The sequence below is a fragment of the Methylophaga sp. UBA2513 genome (assembly GCF_002341285.1).
GTDB classification, from domain to species: Bacteria; Pseudomonadota; Gammaproteobacteria; order Nitrosococcales; family Methylophagaceae; genus Methylophaga; species Methylophaga marina.
The window spans coordinates 83,582-106,074 of the sequence record NZ_DDNT01000007.1 but is presented as its reverse complement, the minus strand read 5'-3'; the positions used below and the strand labels follow the sequence as shown (position 1 = coordinate 106,074).

Annotated in this window: 26 protein-coding genes and 1 tRNA gene; 18 read left to right on the top strand and 9 right to left on the bottom strand. The window is 43.3% G+C overall.

Annotated features, from left to right (window positions below; all coding sequences use genetic code 11):
* Positions 1 to 68: 68 nt before the first annotated feature.
* From dnaG to pdxH, 4 genes are all read left to right on the top strand, one after another.
* Positions 69 to 1,790 carry a DNA primase gene (gene dnaG, locus B3V56_RS03455; RefSeq protein WP_289282186.1) on the top strand — a complete coding sequence of 574 codons (1,722 nt, stop codon included), beginning with the start codon at positions 69 to 71 and terminating at the stop codon, positions 1,788 to 1,790.
* An 89-nt stretch (positions 1,791 to 1,879) separates the two neighbouring features.
* Positions 1,880 to 3,721, top strand: coding sequence for an RNA polymerase sigma factor RpoD (gene rpoD, locus B3V56_RS03450; protein WP_289283976.1), 1,842 nt, complete (start codon positions 1,880 to 1,882; stop codon positions 3,719 to 3,721).
* An 11-nt stretch (positions 3,722 to 3,732) separates the two neighbouring features.
* Positions 3,733 to 3,809 (top strand) — tRNA-Ile (locus tag B3V56_RS03445).
* A gap of 166 nt (positions 3,810 to 3,975) precedes the next feature.
* Complete coding sequence (gene pdxH / locus B3V56_RS03440; RefSeq protein ID WP_286305917.1) at positions 3,976 to 4,623, top strand: pyridoxamine 5'-phosphate oxidase; 648 nt, start codon at positions 3,976 to 3,978, stop codon at positions 4,621 to 4,623.
* A 206-nt stretch (positions 4,624 to 4,829) separates the two neighbouring features.
* On the opposite strand, the gene B3V56_RS03435 is transcribed toward pdxH, so the two are convergent.
* The 3 genes from B3V56_RS03435 to B3V56_RS03425 form a co-directional block, all read right to left on the bottom strand.
* Complete coding sequence (locus B3V56_RS03435; RefSeq protein ID WP_286305916.1) at positions 4,830 to 4,970, bottom strand: entericidin A/B family lipoprotein; 141 nt, start codon at positions 4,968 to 4,970, stop codon at positions 4,830 to 4,832.
* A 15-nt stretch (positions 4,971 to 4,985) separates the two neighbouring features.
* Entirely contained in the window at positions 4,986 to 5,738 is a 753-nt protein-coding gene (locus B3V56_RS03430) for a Crp/Fnr family transcriptional regulator (protein WP_289282460.1), read from the bottom strand.
* Positions 5,739 to 5,831: 93 nt separating this feature from the next.
* Entirely contained in the window at positions 5,832 to 5,996 is a 165-nt protein-coding gene (locus B3V56_RS03425) for a DUF1328 domain-containing protein (protein ID WP_007144291.1), read from the bottom strand.
* A gap of 259 nt (positions 5,997 to 6,255) precedes the next feature.
* Here B3V56_RS03425 and B3V56_RS03420 point away from each other — a divergent pair, with 259 nt between their 5' ends.
* The 3 genes from B3V56_RS03420 to B3V56_RS03410 are packed head-to-tail and all read left to right on the top strand — an operon-like array spanning position 6,256 to position 7,304.
* Positions 6,256 to 6,498: a hypothetical protein gene (locus B3V56_RS03420; RefSeq protein WP_286305914.1), complete on the top strand. Its 243-nt coding sequence runs from the start codon at positions 6,256 to 6,258 to the stop codon at positions 6,496 to 6,498.
* Positions 6,499 to 6,554: 56 nt separating this feature from the next.
* Complete coding sequence (locus B3V56_RS03415) at positions 6,555 to 6,827, top strand: hypothetical protein (RefSeq protein ID WP_286305913.1); 273 nt, start codon at positions 6,555 to 6,557, stop codon at positions 6,825 to 6,827.
* 33 nt (positions 6,828 to 6,860) lie between these two features.
* Positions 6,861 to 7,304, top strand: coding sequence for a phage holin family protein (locus tag B3V56_RS03410; RefSeq protein ID WP_289283975.1), 444 nt, complete (start codon positions 6,861 to 6,863; stop codon positions 7,302 to 7,304).
* A 51-nt stretch (positions 7,305 to 7,355) separates the two neighbouring features.
* Here the strand turns inward: B3V56_RS03410 and B3V56_RS03405 are convergent, their stop codons facing one another.
* The gene (locus tag B3V56_RS03405; protein ID WP_286305911.1) at positions 7,356 to 7,496 is read right to left on the bottom strand and encodes an entericidin A/B family lipoprotein; all 141 of its coding nucleotides are present in this window, start codon (positions 7,494 to 7,496) and stop codon (positions 7,356 to 7,358) included.
* A 209-nt stretch (positions 7,497 to 7,705) separates the two neighbouring features.
* On the opposite strand from B3V56_RS03405, the gene B3V56_RS03400 reads away from it, so the two are divergent.
* From B3V56_RS03400 to B3V56_RS03385, 4 genes are read left to right on the top strand one after another with little or no spacing between them, the layout of a single operon-like run.
* Positions 7,706 to 8,164 carry a (2Fe-2S)-binding protein gene (locus B3V56_RS03400; RefSeq protein WP_289283974.1) on the top strand — a complete coding sequence of 153 codons (459 nt, stop codon included), beginning with the start codon at positions 7,706 to 7,708 and terminating at the stop codon, positions 8,162 to 8,164.
* Positions 8,164 to 10,464 (top strand): xanthine dehydrogenase family protein molybdopterin-binding subunit, encoded by a 2,301-nt coding sequence (locus B3V56_RS03395; RefSeq protein ID WP_289283973.1) that lies wholly within the window; start codon positions 8,164 to 8,166, stop codon positions 10,462 to 10,464. The genes B3V56_RS03400 and B3V56_RS03395 overlap by 1 nt, the downstream gene beginning before the upstream one ends.
* A 4-nt stretch (positions 10,465 to 10,468) precedes the next feature.
* Complete coding sequence (locus B3V56_RS03390) at positions 10,469 to 11,458, top strand: XdhC family protein (RefSeq protein ID WP_289283364.1); 990 nt, start codon at positions 10,469 to 10,471, stop codon at positions 11,456 to 11,458.
* Positions 11,459 to 11,460: 2 nt separating this feature from the next.
* Positions 11,461 to 12,057, top strand: a complete 597-nt coding sequence (locus B3V56_RS03385; protein ID WP_289283365.1) for a nucleotidyltransferase family protein — start codon at positions 11,461 to 11,463, stop codon at positions 12,055 to 12,057.
* 27 nt (positions 12,058 to 12,084) lie between these two features.
* Here the strand turns inward: B3V56_RS03385 and B3V56_RS03380 are convergent, their stop codons facing one another.
* A complete protein-coding gene (locus B3V56_RS03380) occupies positions 12,085 to 12,438 on the bottom strand; it encodes a hypothetical protein (protein ID WP_289283366.1) in 354 nt (117 codons plus the stop codon).
* A gap of 171 nt (positions 12,439 to 12,609) precedes the next feature.
* Between B3V56_RS03380 and B3V56_RS03375 the strand changes: the two genes are divergently transcribed.
* From B3V56_RS03375 to B3V56_RS03360, 4 genes are all read left to right on the top strand, one after another.
* On the top strand, positions 12,610 to 13,164 hold the full coding sequence (locus tag B3V56_RS03375) for a glutathione peroxidase (protein WP_289283367.1): 555 nt from the start codon (positions 12,610 to 12,612) through the stop codon (positions 13,162 to 13,164).
* A 125-nt stretch (positions 13,165 to 13,289) separates the two neighbouring features.
* Complete coding sequence (locus B3V56_RS03370) at positions 13,290 to 13,832, top strand: OmpA family protein (RefSeq protein WP_289283368.1); 543 nt, start codon at positions 13,290 to 13,292, stop codon at positions 13,830 to 13,832.
* A gap of 20 nt (positions 13,833 to 13,852) precedes the next feature.
* On the top strand, positions 13,853 to 15,187 hold the full coding sequence (locus tag B3V56_RS03365; RefSeq protein ID WP_289283369.1) for a TolC family outer membrane protein: 1,335 nt from the start codon (positions 13,853 to 13,855) through the stop codon (positions 15,185 to 15,187).
* A 98-nt stretch (positions 15,188 to 15,285) separates the two neighbouring features.
* A complete protein-coding gene (locus tag B3V56_RS03360) occupies positions 15,286 to 16,551 on the top strand; it encodes an O-antigen ligase family protein (RefSeq protein ID WP_289283370.1) in 1,266 nt (421 codons plus the stop codon).
* Here B3V56_RS03360 and B3V56_RS03355 read toward each other — a convergent pair.
* Genes B3V56_RS03355 through B3V56_RS03340 form a run of 4 tightly spaced genes read right to left on the bottom strand, consistent with a single transcriptional unit; the run spans position 16,499 to position 20,502 of the window.
* Entirely contained in the window at positions 16,499 to 17,395 is an 897-nt protein-coding gene (locus tag B3V56_RS03355) for a glycosyltransferase family 9 protein (RefSeq protein WP_289283972.1), read from the bottom strand. The genes B3V56_RS03360 and B3V56_RS03355 overlap by 53 nt on opposite strands.
* Positions 17,396 to 17,398: 3 nt before the next feature.
* Positions 17,399 to 18,409, bottom strand: coding sequence for a glycosyltransferase family 4 protein (locus B3V56_RS03350; RefSeq protein WP_289283373.1), 1,011 nt, complete (start codon positions 18,407 to 18,409; stop codon positions 17,399 to 17,401).
* Positions 18,406 to 19,527, bottom strand: a complete 1,122-nt coding sequence (locus B3V56_RS03345) for a glycosyltransferase family 4 protein (RefSeq protein WP_286305897.1) — start codon at positions 19,525 to 19,527, stop codon at positions 18,406 to 18,408. The genes B3V56_RS03350 and B3V56_RS03345 overlap by 4 nt, the downstream gene beginning before the upstream one ends.
* A 6-nt stretch (positions 19,528 to 19,533) precedes the next feature.
* Positions 19,534 to 20,502: a mitochondrial fission ELM1 family protein gene (locus B3V56_RS03340; protein WP_289283374.1), complete on the bottom strand. Its 969-nt coding sequence runs from the start codon at positions 20,500 to 20,502 to the stop codon at positions 19,534 to 19,536.
* A gap of 191 nt (positions 20,503 to 20,693) precedes the next feature.
* Here B3V56_RS03340 and B3V56_RS03335 point away from each other — a divergent pair, with 191 nt between their 5' ends.
* From B3V56_RS03335 to B3V56_RS03325, 3 genes are all read left to right on the top strand, one after another.
* On the top strand, positions 20,694 to 21,116 hold the full coding sequence (locus B3V56_RS03335; protein WP_289243635.1) for a hypothetical protein: 423 nt from the start codon (positions 20,694 to 20,696) through the stop codon (positions 21,114 to 21,116).
* 74 nt (positions 21,117 to 21,190) lie between these two features.
* On the top strand, positions 21,191 to 21,685 hold the full coding sequence (gene tpx / locus B3V56_RS03330) for a thiol peroxidase (RefSeq protein ID WP_289283375.1): 495 nt from the start codon (positions 21,191 to 21,193) through the stop codon (positions 21,683 to 21,685).
* 98 nt (positions 21,686 to 21,783) lie between these two features.
* Positions 21,784 to 22,428, top strand: coding sequence for a hypothetical protein (locus B3V56_RS03325; RefSeq protein ID WP_289283376.1), 645 nt, complete (start codon positions 21,784 to 21,786; stop codon positions 22,426 to 22,428).
* The last annotated feature ends 65 nt before the right edge of the window (positions 22,429 to 22,493 follow it).

Below are 22,493 nucleotides of genomic sequence, written 5' to 3'. Positions count from 1 at the left end.
CAGCAACGCTGCCGTATCTCATAAGATATGGTTAATATTTTCAATAAAATTCAGCCATAATACCAGATATGGCTGGTCAAATACCCCCACAATTCATTGATGAACTGCTAGCCCGGGTTGATATCGTAGATATCATAGATGCCCGGGTTGCTTTGAAAAAAGCAGGCAAGAATTTGCATGCCTGCTGTCCTTTTCATAATGAAAAAACTCCTTCGTTTACAGTTAGTCCGGAAAAGCAGTTTTATCATTGCTTTGGCTGTGGTGCACATGGCACAGCAATAGGATTCCTCATGGAATACGATCAACTTAGTTTTCCTGAAGCTATTCAGGAACTAGCTGATCATGTGGGGATGACTGTGCCGACCACACAAAATGTCTCGCAATCTCCGCAACAGAAAAACCTCTATGACTTGATGGATAAAGTCAGCCAATTTTACGTCCATCAGTTACAAACTCACCCCGACAGACAGCTTTTTGTGGATTATTTAAAGACTCGAGGGTTATCTAAAAAAACAGTTGAAATGTTTGGCATCGGTATGGCGCCAGATGGTTGGGATAATGTTTTAAAAACCTTTGGTTCTTCTCAAGCACAAGTTAAGCAGCTTCTGGATGCCGGTTTGTTGATCAAAAATGATGCTGGACGGACCTACGATCGCTTTCGACATCGTCTTATGTTTCCAATTCGTGATCGCAGAGGCCGAGTTATTGGTTTTGGCGGTCGAGTATTAGACGATTCAACACCAAAATACCTTAACTCGCCTGAAACACCGATTTTTCATAAAGGAACAGAGCTGTACGGCCTCTATCAGGCAAAAAAACAGAACCGTAAACTTGAACGAGTACTCATTGTTGAAGGTTATATGGATGTTATTGCTTTGGCCGAACATGGTATTACAAATGCAGTTGCCACACTGGGTACTTCAACCACACCGGATCATTTAAAACAATTATTAAGGGCCAGTCCGGAGGTTGTTTTTTGCTTCGATGGCGATCGTGCAGGTAGAGAAGCTGCCTGGCGAGCGGCGGAAAATGCATTACCTATGTTGGGTGGTAATCAGCAGCTGAAGTTTATGTTTTTGCCCGATGGTGAAGACCCCGATAGTATGGTGAGAAGGAATGGTGCAGAGGCATTCGAGTCAGAAGTGCTACATGCCCAAAATTATTCAGATTTTTTCTTCACATGGTTAACCGAGAAGGTTGACCTCAGTTCAATGGATGGACGCGCTCGTCTGGTAGAAATCACAAAGCCATACCTGAAACATGTTCCAGCGGGGGTCTATAGGGATATGTTAGAACAACGTTTAGCGGAGTTAAGCCAAACTAATATCGCTACATTAAACAGGCATATAGAGAAGCCCGCATCGAGACTGCAGAGAGCACCAAAGAAGCAAACACTAGCGACCATGACGCCATTAAGGCTAGCTATTAGCATTCTTCTGCAATATCCCATATTGGCGAGAGAGATTGATGACACAGCATCGATTAGTTCTCTTCAGTTACCAGGTGTGAATATTCTTAAAGAATTGCTTGAAACTCTTCATCAGTATCCCCATCTTACTACTGCGGCACTTCTAGAACGTTGGCGCGACAGGGAAAATGGTGCGCATCTTGAGAAGTTAGCGCTGCAAAGTTTGAGTTTGTCAGCTGATGAGCTCAAACACGAGTTGCTCGGTATATTTTCGCAACTACAAAAACAAGCTAAGGAACAACGACGAATTTATCTCGAGTCAAAACCGCTCAGTGAGTTAACCGAAGCAGAAAAAGCTGAGTTACGGTTATCGCAGAAATAAATGTTTATGTTAATTTGATGCAATAAATTTGTCATTTCAGTATAATGAAGTGTTCACGTCTATAAGCGTCACAGGGTTAAAGGGGCTGCATGAAAGATCAACAATCACGCGTTAAGGAACTGATCGCCTTAGGTAAAGAACGTGGTTATCTCACCTATGGTGAGATTAATGATCATCTTCCAGAAGATTTGGTAGATGCTGATCAGGTCGAAGATATTGTCAGCATGTTTAGTGACCTCGGTATCATGGTTCACGAAGATGGCATGGATACCGATGAAATGGAGCGTCTTGCTGAAGCGGTTTCGTCAAACGACGAAGTCTCCGATGAAGAAGCTGCTGCTGTCCTAGCAAGCTCTGATGGTGAATTTGGTCGAACTACTGATCCAGTACGTATGTATATGCGTGAAATGGGCTCGGTCGAACTGCTGACACGTGAAGGCGAAATTGTCATTGCCAAACGCATTGAAGCGGGCTTGCGTGAAAGCCTGATGATGCTCTCAACATATCCTGCATGTATTTCATCATTTTTAGAGTTGTATGACGCTGTAGAAGCAGGGGAAATGCGTCTGAATGAGCTAATAAAAGGCTTTGTTTCAGCAGATGAGCTCGTAGAAGAGCAGGATGATCTCAGCGATACAGATGACGATTCAGATGATGATTCTGATAGCGATTCAGATGATGACGATGATGACGATAGTGTAGACAACGTCAGTGATGATGATTCAGGTGAAATCGATCCTGAAGAAGCGCGGGTTCGGTTTGAAGCATTAAAAGACAGCTTTAATGCCTATCTGAAAGCTGAAGATAAAGAAGCTGAGACGTTACGCGAACAGGCAAGTGCTCAATTTATGGAGTTTAAACTCACTCCAAAAACATTGGCTTATCTCAATGTCTTAATGAGCGATACGGTCAACGAAATCCGTAATCAAGAAAGAATTATTATGGATATCGTAGTAGAGCAAGCTCGCATGAATCGCCGTGATTTTATTGATTCATTTCAAGGTAATGAGAGCAATGTTAACTGGGCTGACAAGCATATCAGAGCCAAAAAACACTACTCTTCTACCATTAAGAAGCATCACGACGAAATCATTGCTGCACAATCAGTTTTAGCTGAGATTGCAGAAAGTCGTGGCATGTCAATTTCTGAAATAAAAGAAATTTCACGCCAAATGTCGATTGCAGAGGCTAAAGCCCGCCGCGCGAAAAAAGAAATGGTTGAGGCGAACTTACGTCTGGTTATTTCTATTGCGAAAAAATATACAAACCGTGGCTTGCAGTTCTTGGACTTGATTCAGGAAGGTAATATTGGTTTGATGAAAGCCGTTGATAAATTTGAATATCAACGTGGTTATAAGTTCTCAACCTATGCAACCTGGTGGATCCGTCAGGCGATCACTCGCTCAATTGCCGACCAGGCACGCACTATTCGTATTCCTGTGCATATGATTGAGACAATCAATAAACTGAACCGTGTTGCCCGCCAAATGCTACAAGAGATGGGGCGTGAGCCGACACCGGATGAGTTAGCTGAACGTGTCGATATGCCTGAAGATAAAGTACGTAAAGTACTGAAGATATCTAAAGAGCCAATTTCGATGGAAACACCGATCGGTGATGATGAAGATTCACATTTAGGTGATTTTGTTGAAGATGTGAACGTGATTTCACCTTCAGATTCTGCGATAATAGAAGGTTTGCGTGAAGCGACTCAAGGCGTATTAAACGGCCTGACAGAGAGAGAAGCAAAAGTTTTACGTATGCGTTTTGGTATCGATATGAATACCGATCATACGCTTGAAGAAGTAGGCAAACAATTTGACGTCACACGTGAACGTATACGTCAGATTGAAGCGAAAGCATTACGTAAACTGCGCCATCCTTCACGTTCTGATCAATTACGAAGCTTCCTAGATTCAGAAGGTTCGTAAGCTAGTCAAAAGGGCCTATAGCTCAGTTGGTTAGAGCAGTGGACTCATAATCCATTGGTCCTAGGTTCAAGTCCTAGTGGGCCCACCAATACAATCAAAGCCTTGGTATTAAGTTCTGCCAAGGCTTTTTTTATGCCTGACATTGATAAATAATTCACAAAAGATTGATTATAGTCATAGCATCAGCATATCCCTGTTGTGATAAAAAAATACGACAGGCATGGTGTTATTAATTGATTAACATGTGAGTAGTTATGAGTGATGATCTGGATTTGTCTGGTTTAAGAAGAAGCTACGAAAAAGACTCTCTTGACGAGAGTATGAGTGCAGCATCACCACTTGAACAGTTTAAGCTGTGGTTATCAGACGCGCTGGAAAAAGGTGTGTGTGAAGCTAATGCAATGACCTTAGCCACAGCAGATGAACAGGGTAGACCATCAACTAGACCTGTCTTGATAAAAGGGTTCGATGAAGATGGCATTGTCTGGTTTACTAATTACCAAAGTAGAAAAGGGCAAAATCTAGATGTTAATCCTTACGCCTCAGTACAATTCTTTTGGCCAGAGTTAGAGCGTGTTATCCGAATTGAAGGGAAAGTTGAGAAACTCACTACATCATTGTCAGATGAGTATTATACTTCGAGGCCATTAACCCACCGTATCGGTGCTTGGGCATCACCACAAAGCCAAGTTATTAAAAGTCGGAAAGTGATTGTTGAAGACGCCGCGAAATACGCATTGAAGTTTGGACTAACACCGCCAAGACCTGAGTCATGGGGAGGGTATAGACTCATGCCTCAGTATTGGGAGTTCTGGCAGGGACGATCTAGTAGGCTACATGATCGCATTGCTTATAGCTTAAAAACAGATGGTCAATGGATAAAACAACGATTGGCGCCATAAAACTGATAGAAAATGTGATCTTGCTCATAATTTAGTGTCTTTATATTCAATTTTTTTATCTGTACGACGCTACACTTATTGTGAGGTGATGGGTTTCAGTTCTCACAATTATTGCTCCTTCTAATTGATTAAGCTAGGTATATACCTAGCTTTTTTTTGGGTAAAAAAAAGCCCCAATTAAGGGGCTGAGAGTAAACCGGTAGGTTTTAATAGTTTTTATTTTCAGAGGCGGAATCTTCAATCGCATCGCCTGCTGATTCAACATCCTTGCCAACACCTTCCATCGTGTTACAAGCGGATAAGAAAAGTGCCAAAGATAATGGAATTAATAAGGTAGTAAGTTTCATAATTTGCTCCTCCAATTATTGTTGAGAGGGTTTATTAAGTCTGGTCCAGTTCGGATACGTATCAAGATAACTCCGATCAAAACCAGATAGATCAATTAATCCGTCTAAATCGTTTATTTCTATTTGACCATTTTTATTGTCAATTAGACCTAAATCACGTAAGTGTTTAAACGTACGACTTACATGAACTGAAGAAATACCAAGGGTATCACCGATAATCGCCTGATTCATAGGTAGGTGAAACTCACATGCCCGCTGATGTAATCTCACTTTCATTTCAACAATGAAATGTGCAAGACGTTCAGCAGCGCTTCGTCTGCCTATATTGACGATTCTCTCAATCAGCATGGCCTGTTCTCTGGCCATGATCAAAAAGAATAAATCGGTTAATCTTGGTGATTTTTCAAAAATCTCAGTCAATCTTTGTTTAGGGAATGGACAGGCTTCTATTGGTGTCAGCGCCCTAAACTCTGTGAGTGAATGACTCAGTCCAATTTCCCTTAATCCTATAATCTGACCTGGCAAAAAGATATCCAGAATTTGCCTTTGGCCATCTGCCATGGTCTTTATCGCACAGGCCCAGCCAGATTTTAGGGTGTAAAAACGATCACTGTATTCACCAGCGAACGCTAGACGTTCACCAGAGCCAAACATACGAGCATCTCTTTCTAGAGCGGCAAGAAGGTTTACTTCTGACTCTGACAACTCGACCATTTTTTCAAACTGACGAACAATACAACTTTCTGTATCGCTGATAACAGATTCCATGAAGACTCGCTCAAATAATGTAGTTCAAAAGAGACCTTCTTGAATACGCCATCATCGATTAAGAATGTCTATATTTTTCGTGAGAATATACGTCTACATAGGTGGACGTCTACCAGTAATGAAGAAAATGAGGGCGAGAACTAAACCAATAACAAATAAAATCCAAGCAATGTTGGTCGCTGTACCAGCAACACCACTTAAACCAAGCGCACCAGCAATGATACCGATGATTAAAAACGTCAATGCCCAACTTAACATATCTATCTTCCTTTATAGTGAATGGGAATGAATACGATATGTGTATTTGATTACCTCGTCTTTAACATAGGTTAAGGCAGTAGTCATTAATCAGCGATAGGTTAGATTAAGAAGAGCCGAACAATAAGTATTTCCGATAAATACTTTTTGCTATGAAAGCTCTTTTAATGTCAGTATTGATGAACAAACGCATTAATAAGTTTGTCAGTCTAGTTGAATAATGTTTTTATTCAGCCCAATTCTAAATGGAGATGTATGTATGAAATCAATGAGTGAATCAAAGTCTTTTTCAATGATCTGTAAAGCATTTCTAATTATGTTTGCTTTTGCAGGCGTTGGTATGCTTTCAGCTTGTGATAACGATGGTCCAGCAGAAGAAATGGGTGAAAAAATCGACAACACGGTTGAAGATGCTGGAGATGCAATTGACGATGCTGCAGATGACGCTGGTGATGCTATTGAAGATTCAGCAGATGAAGCTGAAGATGCAATGGATAAATAGTTGCCACGGATAATAGTCTCGAAGATACGTTTATAACAGATCAATAGGAGATAAGAATGGCTACACAAACGACAAATCAAGAATTACAAGAACAGTTAGATGCACTACGTAAAGATTTTGCCGAAGTTACCAGTACTTTAAAAAATCTAACTACAGAATATGCACAACAAGGACAAGATAAAGTCAAAGCGACTGCACAGCAGGCACAACAACAGGCAAAAGAGAGTATTGCTAGAGCACAAGGCGAAGTTGAAGCACACCCATATACAAGTATGGCCGTTGCTTTTGGTATTGGCTTGGTGATTGGTAAAGCGCTCGATAGAAAATAACTCTATTCACCCTAACTAAATAAGAAGGTTACGATGAGTTTGTTTTCAAGAATACAAGTAACAACCTTAGCGTTTGCATTGGCAATCATTCTCGGATTATTTGCTATTGGTTTTGCCGGGATTGCTGGCTATATAGCTCTTCAGGCATATTTTGATACGCCTCTAGCAGCTTTGTTAACAGCCATCGCGTACCTTCTGGTGGCGTTAATTATTTTAGCCGTTGTAAAAGTACTGAACCGTACTTCTGATAAAGCACCCTCTCGTAATAGAGAGGGGCGCGAGTACAATACTCAACAAGCTGAGGAGTTAACCGCACTTTTGGAAAAATTTTCTGACCCTGTGCTGGTTGATGTGATCAAAAAACACCCAGGCAAGTCTTTAGCAACAACTTTAGCTGCTGGTGTTTTATTTGGTTATAGTCAGGAAGCTAGGTCTGTTGTTAAGTCTGCATTTAAGCAATACTTTGACGAAAGTTAATGTCACTTAACATATATAATAAAAAAGCCTCAATTCATTGAGGCTTTTTTATTAATAACCTTTATTCTCGCTGGCACTCTTTTCTAGAGCATCTCCTGCCGCACCCACATCTTTACCGATGCCCTCCATCGTATTACAGCCAGCTAGAAATAAGATGAAACAAACAGATAGTAACAAAGCCAATGGTTTCATAAACACTCCTATTTAAGACAGGCATAAAATTACCATAACTGATAAAAGATAGAGAAACCTTTATCTTTTTTTACACCATGGCTTTTTGTCTAGGAACTAAATTTTTCAATACTGGTCATGTATAATTGAATAATAATTGTCTGGCTAACTAAGTGTGATTGTCAGGCGCAAAAAAAAAGATTACTCGAATCAGAATTAGGATGAATCAAATGAAGCTCATGATTAACGGTAAAAGCCGTCAGGTAGACGCACCTGAAGATACACCAATTCTATGGACACTCAGAGACATACTCGGTATGACAGGCACAAAGTTTGGATGCGGTAAAGCGCTTTGTGGTGCCTGTACAGTTATGCTTGATGGTAAACCAATCCGTTCATGTGTCACACCAATCAGTGCGGCAAAAGATAAAAAAATTACCACTATCGAAGCGGTATCAGAGGACAAAGTTGGGCAAGCTGTTCAGACGGCTTGGCAATCGATAAATGTGCCTCAGTGTGGTTATTGCCAATCAGGACAAATTGTTGCTGCAATGGCCTTGCTTCGTGACAACCCAAACCCGACAGATGAAGATATTGACACTGCCATGAGTGGCAATATTTGTCGTTGTGGTACCTATACGCGGATACGCGAAGCAATTAAGCAAGCAGCGCAACAGGGGGGTAAATAATGAATCATTTTGATCTTCCTGAAATAGCCAATGTGAGTCGACGTAAACTTCTCAAGGGCTTCGCATTAAGCGGACTCGTGCTAGCTGTTGGTATGCCGTCACAATTATTTGCTGCGGATGAAAACCCAAAATATGGGCGTGACGGGATGCCAAATGGCTGGGTTGATGATCCTCTCGTGTTTGTCTCAATTGCTGAAGATGGCACCGTGACGATTGTCGCTCATCGTTCTGAAATGGGCCAAGGCGTTAAAACAAGTTTACCTATGGTGGTTGCCGATGAAATGTCTGCTGACTGGGCAAAAGTGAAAGTTGTTCAGGCAGAGGGTAATGAGAAACGCTATGGTAACCAGAACACCGATGGCTCGAGAAGTATGCGCCATTTTTTCATGCCTATGCGTAACGTCGGGGCAGCGGCAAGAATGATGTTAGAAGCTGCCGCCGCGGCGATATGGTCGGTGCCTGTCAGTGAAGTAAAAGCTGCGAATCATCAGGTCGTTCATGCGGCTAGTGGACAATCACTAGGTTATGGTGAGCTTGCTCAGAAAGCGGCCGAAATGGATGTGCCCGAAAGCCAAAACCTGATTTATAAAACTGCAGATGAATTCAATTACATCGGCAAAAGTGACAATAGGCTCGTTGATGGGGCCGATATCGCTACTGGCCAAACAACGTATGGTATGGATGTACGCCTTGATGATATGGTCTATGCTGTTATCGCGCATCCTCCAGCTTATGGCGATACACTCAAATCTTACGATGATACGGAGACCTTAAAAGTACCTGGCGTACTCAAAGTTCTGACCTTGCCCAGTAGCCCGCCTCCAGCTGTATTTAATCCACTAGGTGGGGTGGTTGTTGTCGCGACCAACACTTGGGCGGCAATTCAAGGTAGAGAGAAATTATCTATCGAATGGAACGCGGGCCCTAACCGTCAGTATGATTCAGAAGCCTTTCGTAAGACTTTAGAGCGTTCCTCACAGCAAAAAGGGGGCAAGGTCATCAGAAGCAAAGGTCAAGCGTATGAAGCAATGGCCAATGCCAGCTCAACAATTTCTGCTGACTACTACATTCCTCACCTAGCACAAGCGCCAATGGAACCTCCTGCTGCGACGGCACGGTTTGTTGATGGTATATGTGAGATTTGGACTGCAACCCAGAACCCACAGGCTGGTGTTGATACCGTTGCGAAATGGCTGGAAGTAAAACCTGAGCAGGTTAAGGTCAATGTGACCCTATTGGGCGGTGGTTTTGGGCGGAAGTCGAAACCAGACTACCTGGTTGAAGCCGCGCTGATTTCCAAAGCATTGGATGGGCGCGCTGTGAAAACAGTATGGACACGTGAAGATGATATTCAGCATTCCTATTTTCATACTGTGTCTGCTGAACATATGGAAGCCGCGTTTGATGAGCAGGGCGATACCATCGCTTGGTTGCACCGTACAGTCGCTCCAACCATTGCTTCAACCTTTTCGGAAGGTGCCAAACATGAAATGCCGATGGAGTTGAGCATGGGGGTGGTGAATATTCCTTTTGATATAGAGAATATTCAAATCGAAAACCCAGAAGCACCAGCTCATACACGTATTGGTTGGTATCGTTCGGTAGCGAATATTCCACATGCTTTTGCTATTCAATCATTTATTGCTGAGATGGCTCACCAACAGCAAAAAGACCATAAAGACTTCTTATTGTCTCTGATTGGGCCCGATCGAGAAATAGACCCGACCTCATTAAAAGATGAGTGGAACTATGGCGAGTCTCCCGAGCTTTACCCATTGAATACAAAACGTATGAAAGGCGTGATTAACATGGTGACGGACAAAGCTGAGTGGGGGAAATCACTACCGACAGGTTCTGGTCAGGGAATGGCTGCTCATTATAGCTTCGTGACATACGTCGCGGTTGTCGTTGAAGTGACGGTGAATGACGATGGAGAAGTCAGCGTGCCCAGAGTGGATGTTGCTGTAGATTGCGGTCCTCAAGTGAATCCAGAACGCATTCGTTCACAGATTGAAGGGGCATGTATTATGGGCATGAGCCTTGCCCTGTCTAGCGAGATTACCTTTAAAGACGGCGTTACCGTTCAAGATAATTTTGATGGGTATCAGGTTGCTCGCATGGATGCTGCACCTAAGGAAATTAATGTGCACCTGATGCCGGCTAATGACTTTAGTGAACCGCTAGGTGGTGTTGGTGAGCCAGGTATGCCACCGATTGCACCCGCTCTGTGTAACGCCATTTTTAATGCAACAGGCAAACGTATCCGTGAACTGCCAATACGTTATCAACTAGAGTCGTAATGTTATGACGGGGCATGATACAAACGTGCTAAAACAGCTGCAAAGCTGGTATCAGCAAGGGCATAAGGTCTGGTTAGTGACGGTACTTAGCACTTACGGTTCCAGCCCTCGCCAGCCTGGCTCTATGTGTGTATTGCGTGATGACGGGCTGTTCACTGGCTCCGTTTCCGGCGGCTGTGTAGAAGATGATTTAGTGACACTTTTACATGATGGTGCACTTTCGTCAGCTTCAGCTCAAATAAAAACCTACGGCGCTAATCAGGAAGAGCAAGCACGTTTCAAGCTACCTTGTGGAGGGCAATTAAAATTACTGGTAGAGCCAGTCATTGATGACCAATGGCTTGATGATGTTATCACCGCCATTTCATCCCAAAAGCTGATCAAAAGAGACGTTTCTCTGAGGTCTTTACGGGTAAGCTGCTCCTTAGCACTAAGTCATGAGCCTCTGGTCTGCGAACGGCCAGAGTCCATCTCATTCGTCTACGGACCGCGTTTACGCTTACTCATTATTGGCGCTGTAGAAACGTCACATTATCTGGCCAATATAGCCACTGCGCTCGATTATCAAGTCTATGTTTGTGATCCAAGAGTTGAGATGCAGCAGACATGGACACATCAAGAAAGTACATTACTGACAATGATGCCCGATGATGCTGTGACCTCACTGCAGCCCGATCTAAATACGGCAGTGGTGGCTTTAACGCATGATCCGAAGTTAGACGATATGGCATTACTTGAGGCGCTCAAATCAGCGGCCTTTTATGTGGGGGCTTTGGGGGCCAAATCGAATAACAATAAGCGTCGGGAAAGACTCAAATTATTTGATCTGACTCAACAAGAGATTGATCGGCTGCATGGTCCGGTTGGTATGTCCATAGGTAGTAAAACGCCTGCAGAAATTGCGGTGGCGATAGCGGCCGAGTTAGTCGCTATTTATCGTCAACGTATTCGAGCACAACAGACTTCAGCTTCATTGGATAAGGTGCTCACCTAAACATGGCGCTTGAAAAGGTAGCGCCGATTATTCTCGCTGCTGGTAAGTCAACACGCTTTGGATCGAACAAGTTACTGGCAGAAGTCGAATTTAAAGGCATCAGACAAGCGTTGCTACTGCATACTTTATCACCCTGGCTGGATGTGTTTGAGCGTGTTTATCTGGTGACGCCCAAAGAGAACCAGCTTATTAAAGAAGCCTGTCATTCTATTGATCACAGCATTGAGTTTATCAAAGCAGAAAAGAGTGAGTTGGGTATGGGGCATTCGCTTGCTGCCGGTGTGGAAGCTTGTCATTCATCACAAGGTTATTTGATAGGCTTGGCAGATATGCCAATGATTGAGCCAGAAATACTTGAAAATCTGGTCAATAAGCTTGAGCAAGGCTTTCCTATCGCTGCTCCCTATTTTGAGGGTAGACGTGGTCATCCAGTTGCTTTTTCTCAAATTTACCGTGATGCGTTACTGGCATTATCAGGTGATGTAGGTGCTAAAAGTATTCTGCTCGAGAACGAGAAGTTGATTGAAAAAGTGAATGTGAAATCGTCTTCAGTTTTGACCGATATTGATCTAAAGTCGGACCTTTCAGTGCTGTCATGAAGCCTGAGCTAATACAGGCTTTATTACTTATTCAGGGATAAGTTTTTTCGCCAAAGCATTCAGGTGATAAAAATGAAATCGACCGATCTTCACCGGCACAAGCACACAGTTGTTTTTTTCCATAAACTCACGCAGTTGTAACTGTTTGTTCGGCTTGTAGAGGGCGGGCTTGCCCGTCAGCGAGTAGAGAATGCCAGAATCGGTAATGGCTGAGCCTTGCCGTGTTTTGAAATCATAGTGAAAGTCAGTCACTTTTTGCGTGATGATAAAAAAATCGTAATGGCTGGAGTGCCCAAAAATATGTCGTTCTTGGGTTTCTTGGACTTCTACCAAGCCCCAATTTGATATGACGCCGCACTCTGATAACGATCTGGCTTCCAAAACACGATCCTTGTGTAAATTTGTGAAACAGTGCTCATTAATTTAGCAGTTTAATTCTCTTATAACAATGCTTTACGGGTGCCAATTTTCGATAAGCCGTATGGATACGGTCATCACATTTTTTTCATCGATCTGTCGACAAAATCAGACAAACATACATGGAGAAAGAATATGAATAATTCGCTCAAAGCTGGCTTACTTATGATGGTAGCTTCTAATGTCCAAGCAAAAGATTGCCCACAATATATGGATTATGACTTGCCCAAACTTCACTCGAATGACACGGTGAATTTATGTGAAATAGCCAAAGATAAAACCTTATTAGTCGTTAATACCGCAAGTCACTGTGGCTATACGCGTCAATTTGGTGGTTTGGAGTCATTACATCAGCAATACCAAGATAAAGGTTTAGTGGTAATTGGTTTTGCGAGCAATGACTTTGATCAAGAAGCCAAAACAGAAGCGGAAGCAGCGAGAATTTGTAAAGAAAACTTTGGTGTGTCATTCACCATGGTTGCGCCAAGTTATGTAACAGGTTCGCGTGCTAACCCAGTTTTCAGGGAAATTAATCAACAAAGCCAAGCGCCAGGTTGGAACTTCAATAAATACATCGTTGATGCTGATGGTCAGGTGGTAAAACACTTTGCCAGTTCAGTTGAGCCAGATGATCCTGATTTGCTAAATATTATTGATTCCACTCTGAGTAAGAATGAAGACAACCCCTAAGCTCAAGATATACGCCTAGCTTGTTGACTATGTACCCAGCAAGGTCAATACTCTACTGTTATTGATACTTTGTTGTTATCATTAACAAAGTCTATTAGCACACAAAAGGAACGTTGGGGTAAAGGATGTGTATTGTTTATCGACTGGTATTTGCCAGTTTAATAGGTTTGGCCTTATCTGCATGTAGCAGTATTCACAATACCATTGGTCCAGACGCTCCTCAGTCTGAGTTACGGGAATCTTTGCAGGCGCCGCTGACTATTTCTGATAGTGGTTCGCCTTTTTGTGAGGAAGCAATGGTGGTTGCAGTCACGCCAAAAGTGGTGCGTGTTCCAGAACGTTATCACGCAACGCTTTATTTTGAGTTAGACAAAACGACGTTTACACCAGCCTCTCTACGTGATTCCGTTGATGTATACAAAGCGATTCTGGAAAGAAAAAATCGTCATGTAGAAATTGTCGGTCATACAGACACGCTTGGCGCCAGCGCATACAATGAAAAGCTCTCAGAGCGTCGCGCTAACAAGGTAGCGCAGGATTTGATCAATGCCGGTGTTGAAGTAAATCAGATTTCTGTGTCAGGGAAAGGGGAAACGGATCTGAAAGTACCTACGGCAAATGGCACTGAAGAAGTACGTAACCGCCGGGTTGAGATTGATGTACGTTAATATCTGGAGCATTTAGACATATGGTTACATCGCAACGCTTTACTCTCATTGCTGCATTTATGACGGCTATCGCCAGCAGTCCCGTTTTTTCTGAAACTCTGCAGGGAGCAGTAGATAAAACACTAAAACAAAATCCTGAAGTTCTGGCTGAAGCAAACCGCCGTTATAGCGTTGATAAAACGGTTGATCAGGCTAGAGCCGGTTACTATCCAAGAGTCGATCTGACTCTGGGGATCGGCTTTGAGCGAACTAAGAACCCAGCAACAAGACCCGGTCATGAATTTCTTTCACGTGGCGAGGCTGAGATTGAAGCAACTCAAATGCTGTATGACGGTTTTGCTACAAAAAGTGCAGTTGAACAAACTCAGGCACAAGCTAATTCTGCTGGTTACAGTGTGACAGATTTATCGGAAAGTATTGGTCTGAACACTGTACAAAGCTACCTTGATGTAATGAAGCGTCAGCAATTACTTGAAAACACTCAAGCTAACTTGATTCAACATGAAAAGATCTTCGATAAAATCAAGTTACGAACAGATGCGGGTGTAGGCAATCGCTCAGACCTTGATCAAACCACTGGTCGTGTGGCGTTAGCGGAAGCGAATTTACGCTCTACCGAAGGTAATTTAAAAGATGCGGAAACACGTTATGAGCGATTAGTAGGGCAAGCCCCTGAAGCGCTAACCGATCCAGGTATGTCATGCTGTGACAGTGCACCGGCTAAGGTTGAAGATGCCATACAAATTGCCTACAGACAGCATCCAGCACTATGGGCAGCTATATCTGATCACGAAGCATCATTGGCCCAGCAAGAGGGAGCTAAAGCGCCATTTCATCCACAAGTGCGAGCTGATTTGAGCGCCAGAGCAGATAATAATCTCGACGGAACACGTGGGCATGAGAAAGAAGTTCAAGCGATGATTCGCATGGACTACAACCTCTTGAATGGCGGCGCTGACAAAGCACGTATTGAAGAAACCAAGTACCTCAGTGAACAAGCCAAACAAAACGCCGAAATTATCAAACGTGACGTTGATAGAGATGTGCGGCTGGCATGGAGTAATGTTGAAACCTTGTCGAGACGTTTACCTATTCTTGAGCAACGTATGCTGGCTGCTGAGAAAACGCGTGATGCCTATTTTGAACAGTTCAATGTCGGCAGACGGACCTTACTGGACTTGCTCGATACAGAAAATGAATTGCTAACAGCCAGAAATGATTATGCCAATGCCTATTATGATCATATTTACGCCTGTTACTGGTTATCCGAAACAATGGGGCGGTTAATGGAAAGTTTGTCTATTGAGGCACCGGAAGCAGCCATTATCGTCGCGCAACCTCAAACTGCTGAATAACCCCTACTAGTGGAATCCGTATTGAAGTCTGGCTGACTCGTCTGCCACTAAACTGTCACATATTACGGCTACGATATCCATTTTTATTGAATATCGTTATGCATCCCATCAGGCTGACCGCACCCTCACCTGCTTTAAAGGTCTTTGTTTATCTTCTACCTGCCTTATTATTATTCTCGAGAGCAATAGCGGATATTACTGTCGTTCTGGTGGCATTCACCTTTTTGTTTATCAGCTATAAAAATCAGTCTTGGCCATGGCTAAAGCAGTCATGGTTTGTTGCTTTTTTAGTATTTAACGCCTATCTAATTTTACTTAATTTACCCCAAAGTAGTGAACCATCAGAAAGTTTGAAGTATGTGCTTACTTTTATAAGATGGCCATTATTTGCAATGGCATTGGCGTTTTGGATTTTTGATAATAGTGACATTAGACGTCATTTTATTATCAGCCTCTCATTGATTATTGCATTCGTTGTAGCTGATACCTTATGGCAGTATTTATTTGGTGTAGATTGGTTTGGCATTGAACGTTTCACTGAAACACGCTTAACAGGGCCATTCAGAAGCCCTATTCCCGGAACGATGTTATTAAGACTGTGGTTCATCGTGCTATTCATCGCTTGTCTTGTGCCATGGTTCAAATATACGACAGTCCGACAAATAACATCATTAATGACCATTATGAGTGTCGGGTTTGTTTTCACCTATCTTACAGGCGAGAGAATGGCATTAATTCTTTATTGTGCCGGGGCTGCTGTTGTGTTTATAACTATGCTGTTCATCTATCGAGACTATCAGCGACGCTTGTTAAGTATGGTGGTAATTTTTGTATTATCACTGGGAATGATCATACTGATCTCTCCTGATATGCTCGAACGGAGCATCATGAGTATCGGTACTAAATTATCGTCATTTGCCGAATCCGATTATGGGCTGGTCTTTAAAGCCGCTTGGCAAGTATGGCAGGATAATTGGTGGTTTGGCAGTGGCTTGCATACCTATCAAAGCGTCTGTGAACAACAGCAATTATTAGCTAGTGCAGGCATGGTGTGCAGCCATCCGCATAATCTCTACCTGCAATTGGGGGCTGAAACAGGCCTGGTTGGATTAGTTTTATTTCTGGTAATGCTGTGTTTATTGTACAAGCAGGTATTGCTGCCATGTATTAAAGCTAAGAATGGCTTACAAACAGCATTATGCTTTGCATTACTAACGGTCAGTTTTTGGCCATTGTCCGGAGGGATTAGTGTGCTGAGCAACTGGGTGGCAGCTTTAGTTTGGTTAGGTGTAGGCTGGGCGTTGGCGATATCTAGGGCAAGTGCTGTAACACCTCATGAACATCTAAGTCATACAAATCATTAACCTGAAGCGCGCGAAAGTCCCCACGTTGAAGTTCGGATCGTTCAACAGAAGTTGTTGGTCCGAATAGAGCAAGACCCGGTTTGCCCAAACATGAGGCGATATGACTGGGGCCGGTATCATTACCAACCACAAACTGTGCATGATTGAGAATGGTTGCCAACTCAAACCAGTTAAGCATTCCATAGTCTTTTGCCGGTGTGTAACCTGCCAGTCTTGCTGCCATATCTTGCTCATCTGGCCCCAAAATATTCACCACATCATATCCAAGCTCAATGAGTTTAAAAGAGAGCTCGGCATAATACGGCCAGCGTTTTTCTTTATGTTGTGCAGAGCTACCAGGTATAAGGGCAATATAAGGTTGTTTAACATGGCGCCAAAGAAATTTGATAGCGTGACTTTCCGTCATCCACTTCACATCTGGAAAAAAAGCATGATGAGTGGGTATATCGGCCTGAGTGAGTAAGGTTTTCAATCCTTTCAAACCTGACTCAGGCGCCTTTGCTCCACGCCGACTAATCCAGTCAACATCAGGTAAAAAAAAGCGCTGATATAAGGCTGTTCTATCCGAGTTTTGTAAATCAATAACCAGATCAAACTGGTGTTGAATAAGTTGTCTGCGTAGCCTGAATTGGTGTTTCAGCCTTCTCAGTGGCTGGCGATCATCTATCATGATGCTATCGATATAAGGTGAACGCACCATTAAGGATTCATAGCGGGACATGGTCAACAAGATAATCTCAGCATCAAGGAAGTGCTGGCGGATATCTTTGAAAATACCGTCTGCCTGAATTAGATCACCAAATGCCCCATGCTTGATAAGCAAAATCTTATTTGCTTGTGTCATGAATTATGGTTCCAGCAAACCCTGGTAAACAGAAAGGGTATTGTCCGTCATGGCTTCCAGTGTCATTGATTGCTGAGCCAGCAGCATCGCTTTCTGCATCATACCTTGCCAGCCCACTATGTCTTTGCTAAGTGTGGCCAGCTGTTGACGAAAAGCCTGGGTATCAGCGATAGGTGTGATTAATGCCTTATCAAGGACTTCGTTAGCGACAGGTACATTCGTAGATAAAATGGGTTTGCCTAATAATAATGCTTCACTGACTACATAAGAAAAGCCTTCTCTTCTCGAGCTGATTAATACGCCGTCACAAGCGTGCATCAGTGAACTGACATCTGGACGATAACCGACCAAACGACAGTGTGTCTGTGTTGACATCTGTTGAATTCGGCTATGTAACCATTGGCGTTCTTCTCCTTCACCGATAATCAGTAAATTCAAAGCCAGGCCGTCTGCGGCATCCAATAACAAATCAAAGCCTTTTGCCTTTACTAGTCGACCAACGGCACAAAATGTTGGTAACTCAGGGTTGAGTCCAAACTCTTGATGGATATCAATAGGTGCAACTTTTGGGCTAGAAATACCGTTATATATTGTTGTGGCATTCGCTATGTTCAGATGTGAGCGAAGACTATGACTAACCGCAATCGCCTGATCGAGCTTGGCAAAATCTTTCACTCGGCTTTTGATGTTATGTAATGTACCTACGGTTTTTGCGCGATGAAAATAGCGACACTTATTTAGTACAGCCGTCGCTTTATTAGCCTGAGCATGCACTATATCCGCGTTGGACTTATGCAGATAATAAAGCACGCTGAACCACAAAAGTGGATTACGCCGGCTTTGCTCAGTATTAACTGGAAAACCTTGGATATGTGCAGGTAAGGTCTCTAGAAATTGAGGGTCGGCAATAACACTGACAGAATGACCGGCTTTGTGGAGGCTGATAGACAGTTCTCTGACATGTTTTTCAAGCCCACCACCGCCTGTGCTTAATAACAATTGGCAGATGTTCATGTGGGCGAATGTTGTTTTAATGCGCGTTTATAAACAGATAGCGTGGTTTCTAACATAGACTCCAGTACAAAAGGATGTGATTCTGGAACAACAGGCGGTGCAAGTAACCATTTTGTGCTTAAGCTGACGACAGCGGCTTTATCACCCGTGCTTACTTTGCCTTCCGGCAGTACGGCCGTTAGTTGTTCTTCCACACCGCCATGAGCATAAGCAATAACCGGCACCCCTAAACTCAGGGCTTCTATACTGACTCGCCCAAACGCTTCCGGCTGCAATGATAATGACATGACGATGTTGGAAATTGACATAATTTCTCTCAGATCACTCCGGTGGCCGATAAAACTTACATCATTTAAAACGCCAAGTTCAGTTGCACGTTGTTGTAATTCACCTAAAAAAGCCGATTTTCCTTTTTTAGTTTCACCAACAATCAAACCGTGCACATCAGAATAATATTTTTTTAGCTCAGCAATAATCTCTATAAAATCAGCCTGACCTTTCCAACGTGTAATGCGTCCCGGCAGAGTGATTAATAACTTGCCCCGTGTTTGAGGGAAGGATTGATACCAATGAGATAACCATGCATTATTTGGCTGATATCCATACGGGAACTCTCGTCGGTCAATACCCCGGTAATTCAGGGTGAGGTTTTTTTGAACACCGTATTGCGTCGTGACGTATTCACGGATTTTTTCCGACACAACCAATATCTGTTCGCCTTTGGTCATGATTCGGCTATAGCCGTTGACAGAGTATGTGCCGTGAACGGTAGTAATGAATTTTGGACGTGATGCCTTTGGTAAGGATTTCCACGTCAAATAGCATACCCAGGCCGGCATACGTGAACGCACATGTAAAATATCAACACGGTTATTCACCAGAAAGCGTCGTAGTCTCGGGATAAGACGGAATGTCGCCAGCGACTTACGGCCTATGTTCCAGTTGATATGCTCGCTGCCTTGCTGACGTAAGGTATCGACTAAGCGGCCACCAGCGGAAATAACAAACGAGCGATGCCCCAGGCTTGCCAGATAGCGGCCGACTTCCAATGTGCCTCGTTCAACACCTCCTGATTCAAGTGCAGGTAACACCTGAACAACGGTTAACTGATCTGTCATGAGCAATTAGCTGAGTTGAGGTATTGGCTGTGGTTGTGCTTGTGGCACGCCATCCAACCAGTGTTTTGCTATCCAGTCTGCACAGCGTTCTGATTCCATGAACCCCGGAACAGCTTGTAGACGGTTTTTGTAATGGCCCAGGCTGTCAAAGCGAACAGCATAGCCTTCACCCACTAATTTACTCAGTCCCCGTGAGACACGGTTATCACGTTTGATGGGCATGTTAAGAATACCGACCGCAGTGTTTGCTGTGAGTGCTTCATACACCATCGACACGGAGTCTTCGCTAATCCATGCACTATAACTTGCTGCTAATTGGCGTGAAACCCAGTTACGATCGGTTTCTTCGAAAGGCACGATAGTGAGGTTGGCCAATTTGAAGCCTAGCATGTGAGTGGCGAAGTTGTCAGGTGTACGTGGAGAGGTCGTGAGCGTATAGTGAATACGCGGGTTTTGCTTACAAAGCTGAGTTATTTGTGATGTTATATGGTTTTCATTCCAGTCACAGTGTTTGGAAGGGCCGCCAATCATGATTAGTCCCTTATCGGTGTGATGAACACCTGTCGCGTGAATAGGGTTAAGAACGCCTCGTGTTTCCAATACATTGCCACGACCTTGATAATAGTCATGCTCCGGTATTAAGCTAAGATCAAAAAAAGACACCGGTAAACTGGGCTGCATCAAGACGATGGTTTGCCCGCCATACACCTTTTTTGCTGCCAGCATGTGAAGATGCGTGCGATGACCTGCCCCGATAATGAGATCAGGTAAAGGTAGCCCATGACCTGCAGGCCAGGTTGTACTCAATAAATCGAACACAGGTTGAAGTCGACCACTCACCGGAATATCAAAACTTTGACAGGCCATTTTGCGCTTTAAGGCATTCACCAAACCTTGAGATTGGCTTTGATGGCCAGGTTTTCCATCAGTGAGTCGCCAGATGATGATGGGGTCTTCGTCTTTGTTGATATTCATGCAGACAGCACCTAAATATAAAGTAATGTAGCCTCAAGCTGAAAAGGCGATGTGCTGTGGACTATAGGGCAGCCGTATTAAAGTTTTATGAAATGAGAGCGGTTTCACAAAAAATAAATTAGGAATATTTTCTCTGGAGGCCTATGGCGAGCTGAGCCATAGTCAAGCGACGACAGTCAAAAGGAGTGCACATGATTGAGCGTGATGAAGATACCTTTAGTGCGTTAAAGGAAATGGCTGAAGATGCGCAGTTGGTCTCACGTAACCACAATGATGAATTAATCGGTCTCGAGTACTATTCAAATTTGGCTGTGTTGAGTGATGATGAGTTGGGTTTATTAGTTCGTTTATGGCACGAAAAGTATGTGACCTGCCAAAAAGAGAAACTCGCTTCTCAATGGATGGTCATACAGATATTCATTCTTATCTTATTAGCCATTTATGTGGCTTGGGTATCAGGGGGGATTGCTGGTACGCTGATCAGTATAGTCGGTGTGATCGCCATGATCGCCATGATTGAAGATAAGCGGGTCAGTGTCGCTAAACGAAATTTAGCTGATGCCCGCGAAGTCTACAGAACACTACAAACATTAAAACAAGACAGACAACGGTAATGTCAGCATGTTATCTAGCCAGTTCTTCAAGGCGGATGCTGACATGTTTCGCAAATTAAATTAAAGGAGATTTTATGACTACAGTGACATTAAAAGGAACCCCTTTTGAGACAGTGGGTGAGTTGCCTGCAGTTGGACAAAAAGCACCAGAATTTAGCCTGACAAAAGATGACTTGTCTGAGCTGACTCTGGCAGATTTATCTGGTCGTGTTGTGCTCAATATTTTTCCATCTGTAGATACGCCTACCTGTGCGATGTCTGTCAGACAATTCAACACAAAAGCGGCTGCCTTGGATAACACCACGGTTGTCTGTGTATCAAAAGATTTACCTTTTGCCATGGCACGTTTTTGTGGTGCAGAAGGTATTGATAATGTCGTGACTGGTTCGGCGTTTCGCTCTTCATTTGCTGAAGATTACGGTTTATTAATGAAAAATGGGCCTTTAGCTGGTTTGTGTTCGCGTGTGGTTGTCGTCATTGATGAAACTGGCAAAGTCATTTATACCGAACAAGTCAGTGAAATTGCTGATGAACCTGATTATGAAAAAGCCTTGTCAGCACTTAGCTAAACGAGCTTATCGTTGCAAAAGCCCTGTTCAATAGCTGTTGAACAGGGCTTTTTTTTGTTTAAAAAACGCTCAGAGATGATTTAGCGGAGGAGGTGTCGATGATCGCGCTTGAGACAGATTTATTTTCATCCGTGTCGGTTTTGGCTGAATTCCATCCTCTGGCAAAGGCGATTCAATTCTGGTCAGACAAGGCAGGTCAGGCACATAGTAAAGTGCTGCTTTTTTCCACTGTACCCACAGCGATGCAAACTTTGGAAGTGGATATCGCGATGGCAGGTGATCAATTAAGTAAAGCCTCATTGCCAGATTATTATCAATTCTGCAGTGATATTGAGTTGATCTTTTATGGTGCACAGCCATCGGGTCCTGTTGCGGCTTTAACGGATATTGACTGGCTCCGTTTAAGACGGCTCTCCATTTATGCACAGTACTGGAAAGATAGAAATCCCCAAGAGGTGAATAAGCTCTTAAGTTTTGTGATGGGGATTCCTTTGTATAGTCAGATTGTAGCTCAACGCATCGCCTCAGATGCAAGTGATAAAAGAGCTAGCATTCAACAGGGGCTATCGCTGTCAGGCGGGGTCTATCTGATAGGTGTTGAACGTTACAAACAGCTTTTCAGACACGAAATTGATCAGGCGTTCAATGAAGCAAAACAGTTGGTGTCAGCCTATCGTGGCACACATGAAGATAATGCTGCTGAACGGATTAACAGTATGGTGAATGCCGCACTGACAAAATAAAACCAAAAAAAGTAACCTGCCATCCAAGTCGGGTATAACTTTTGCTCTCTTCTTCTGTATATCGT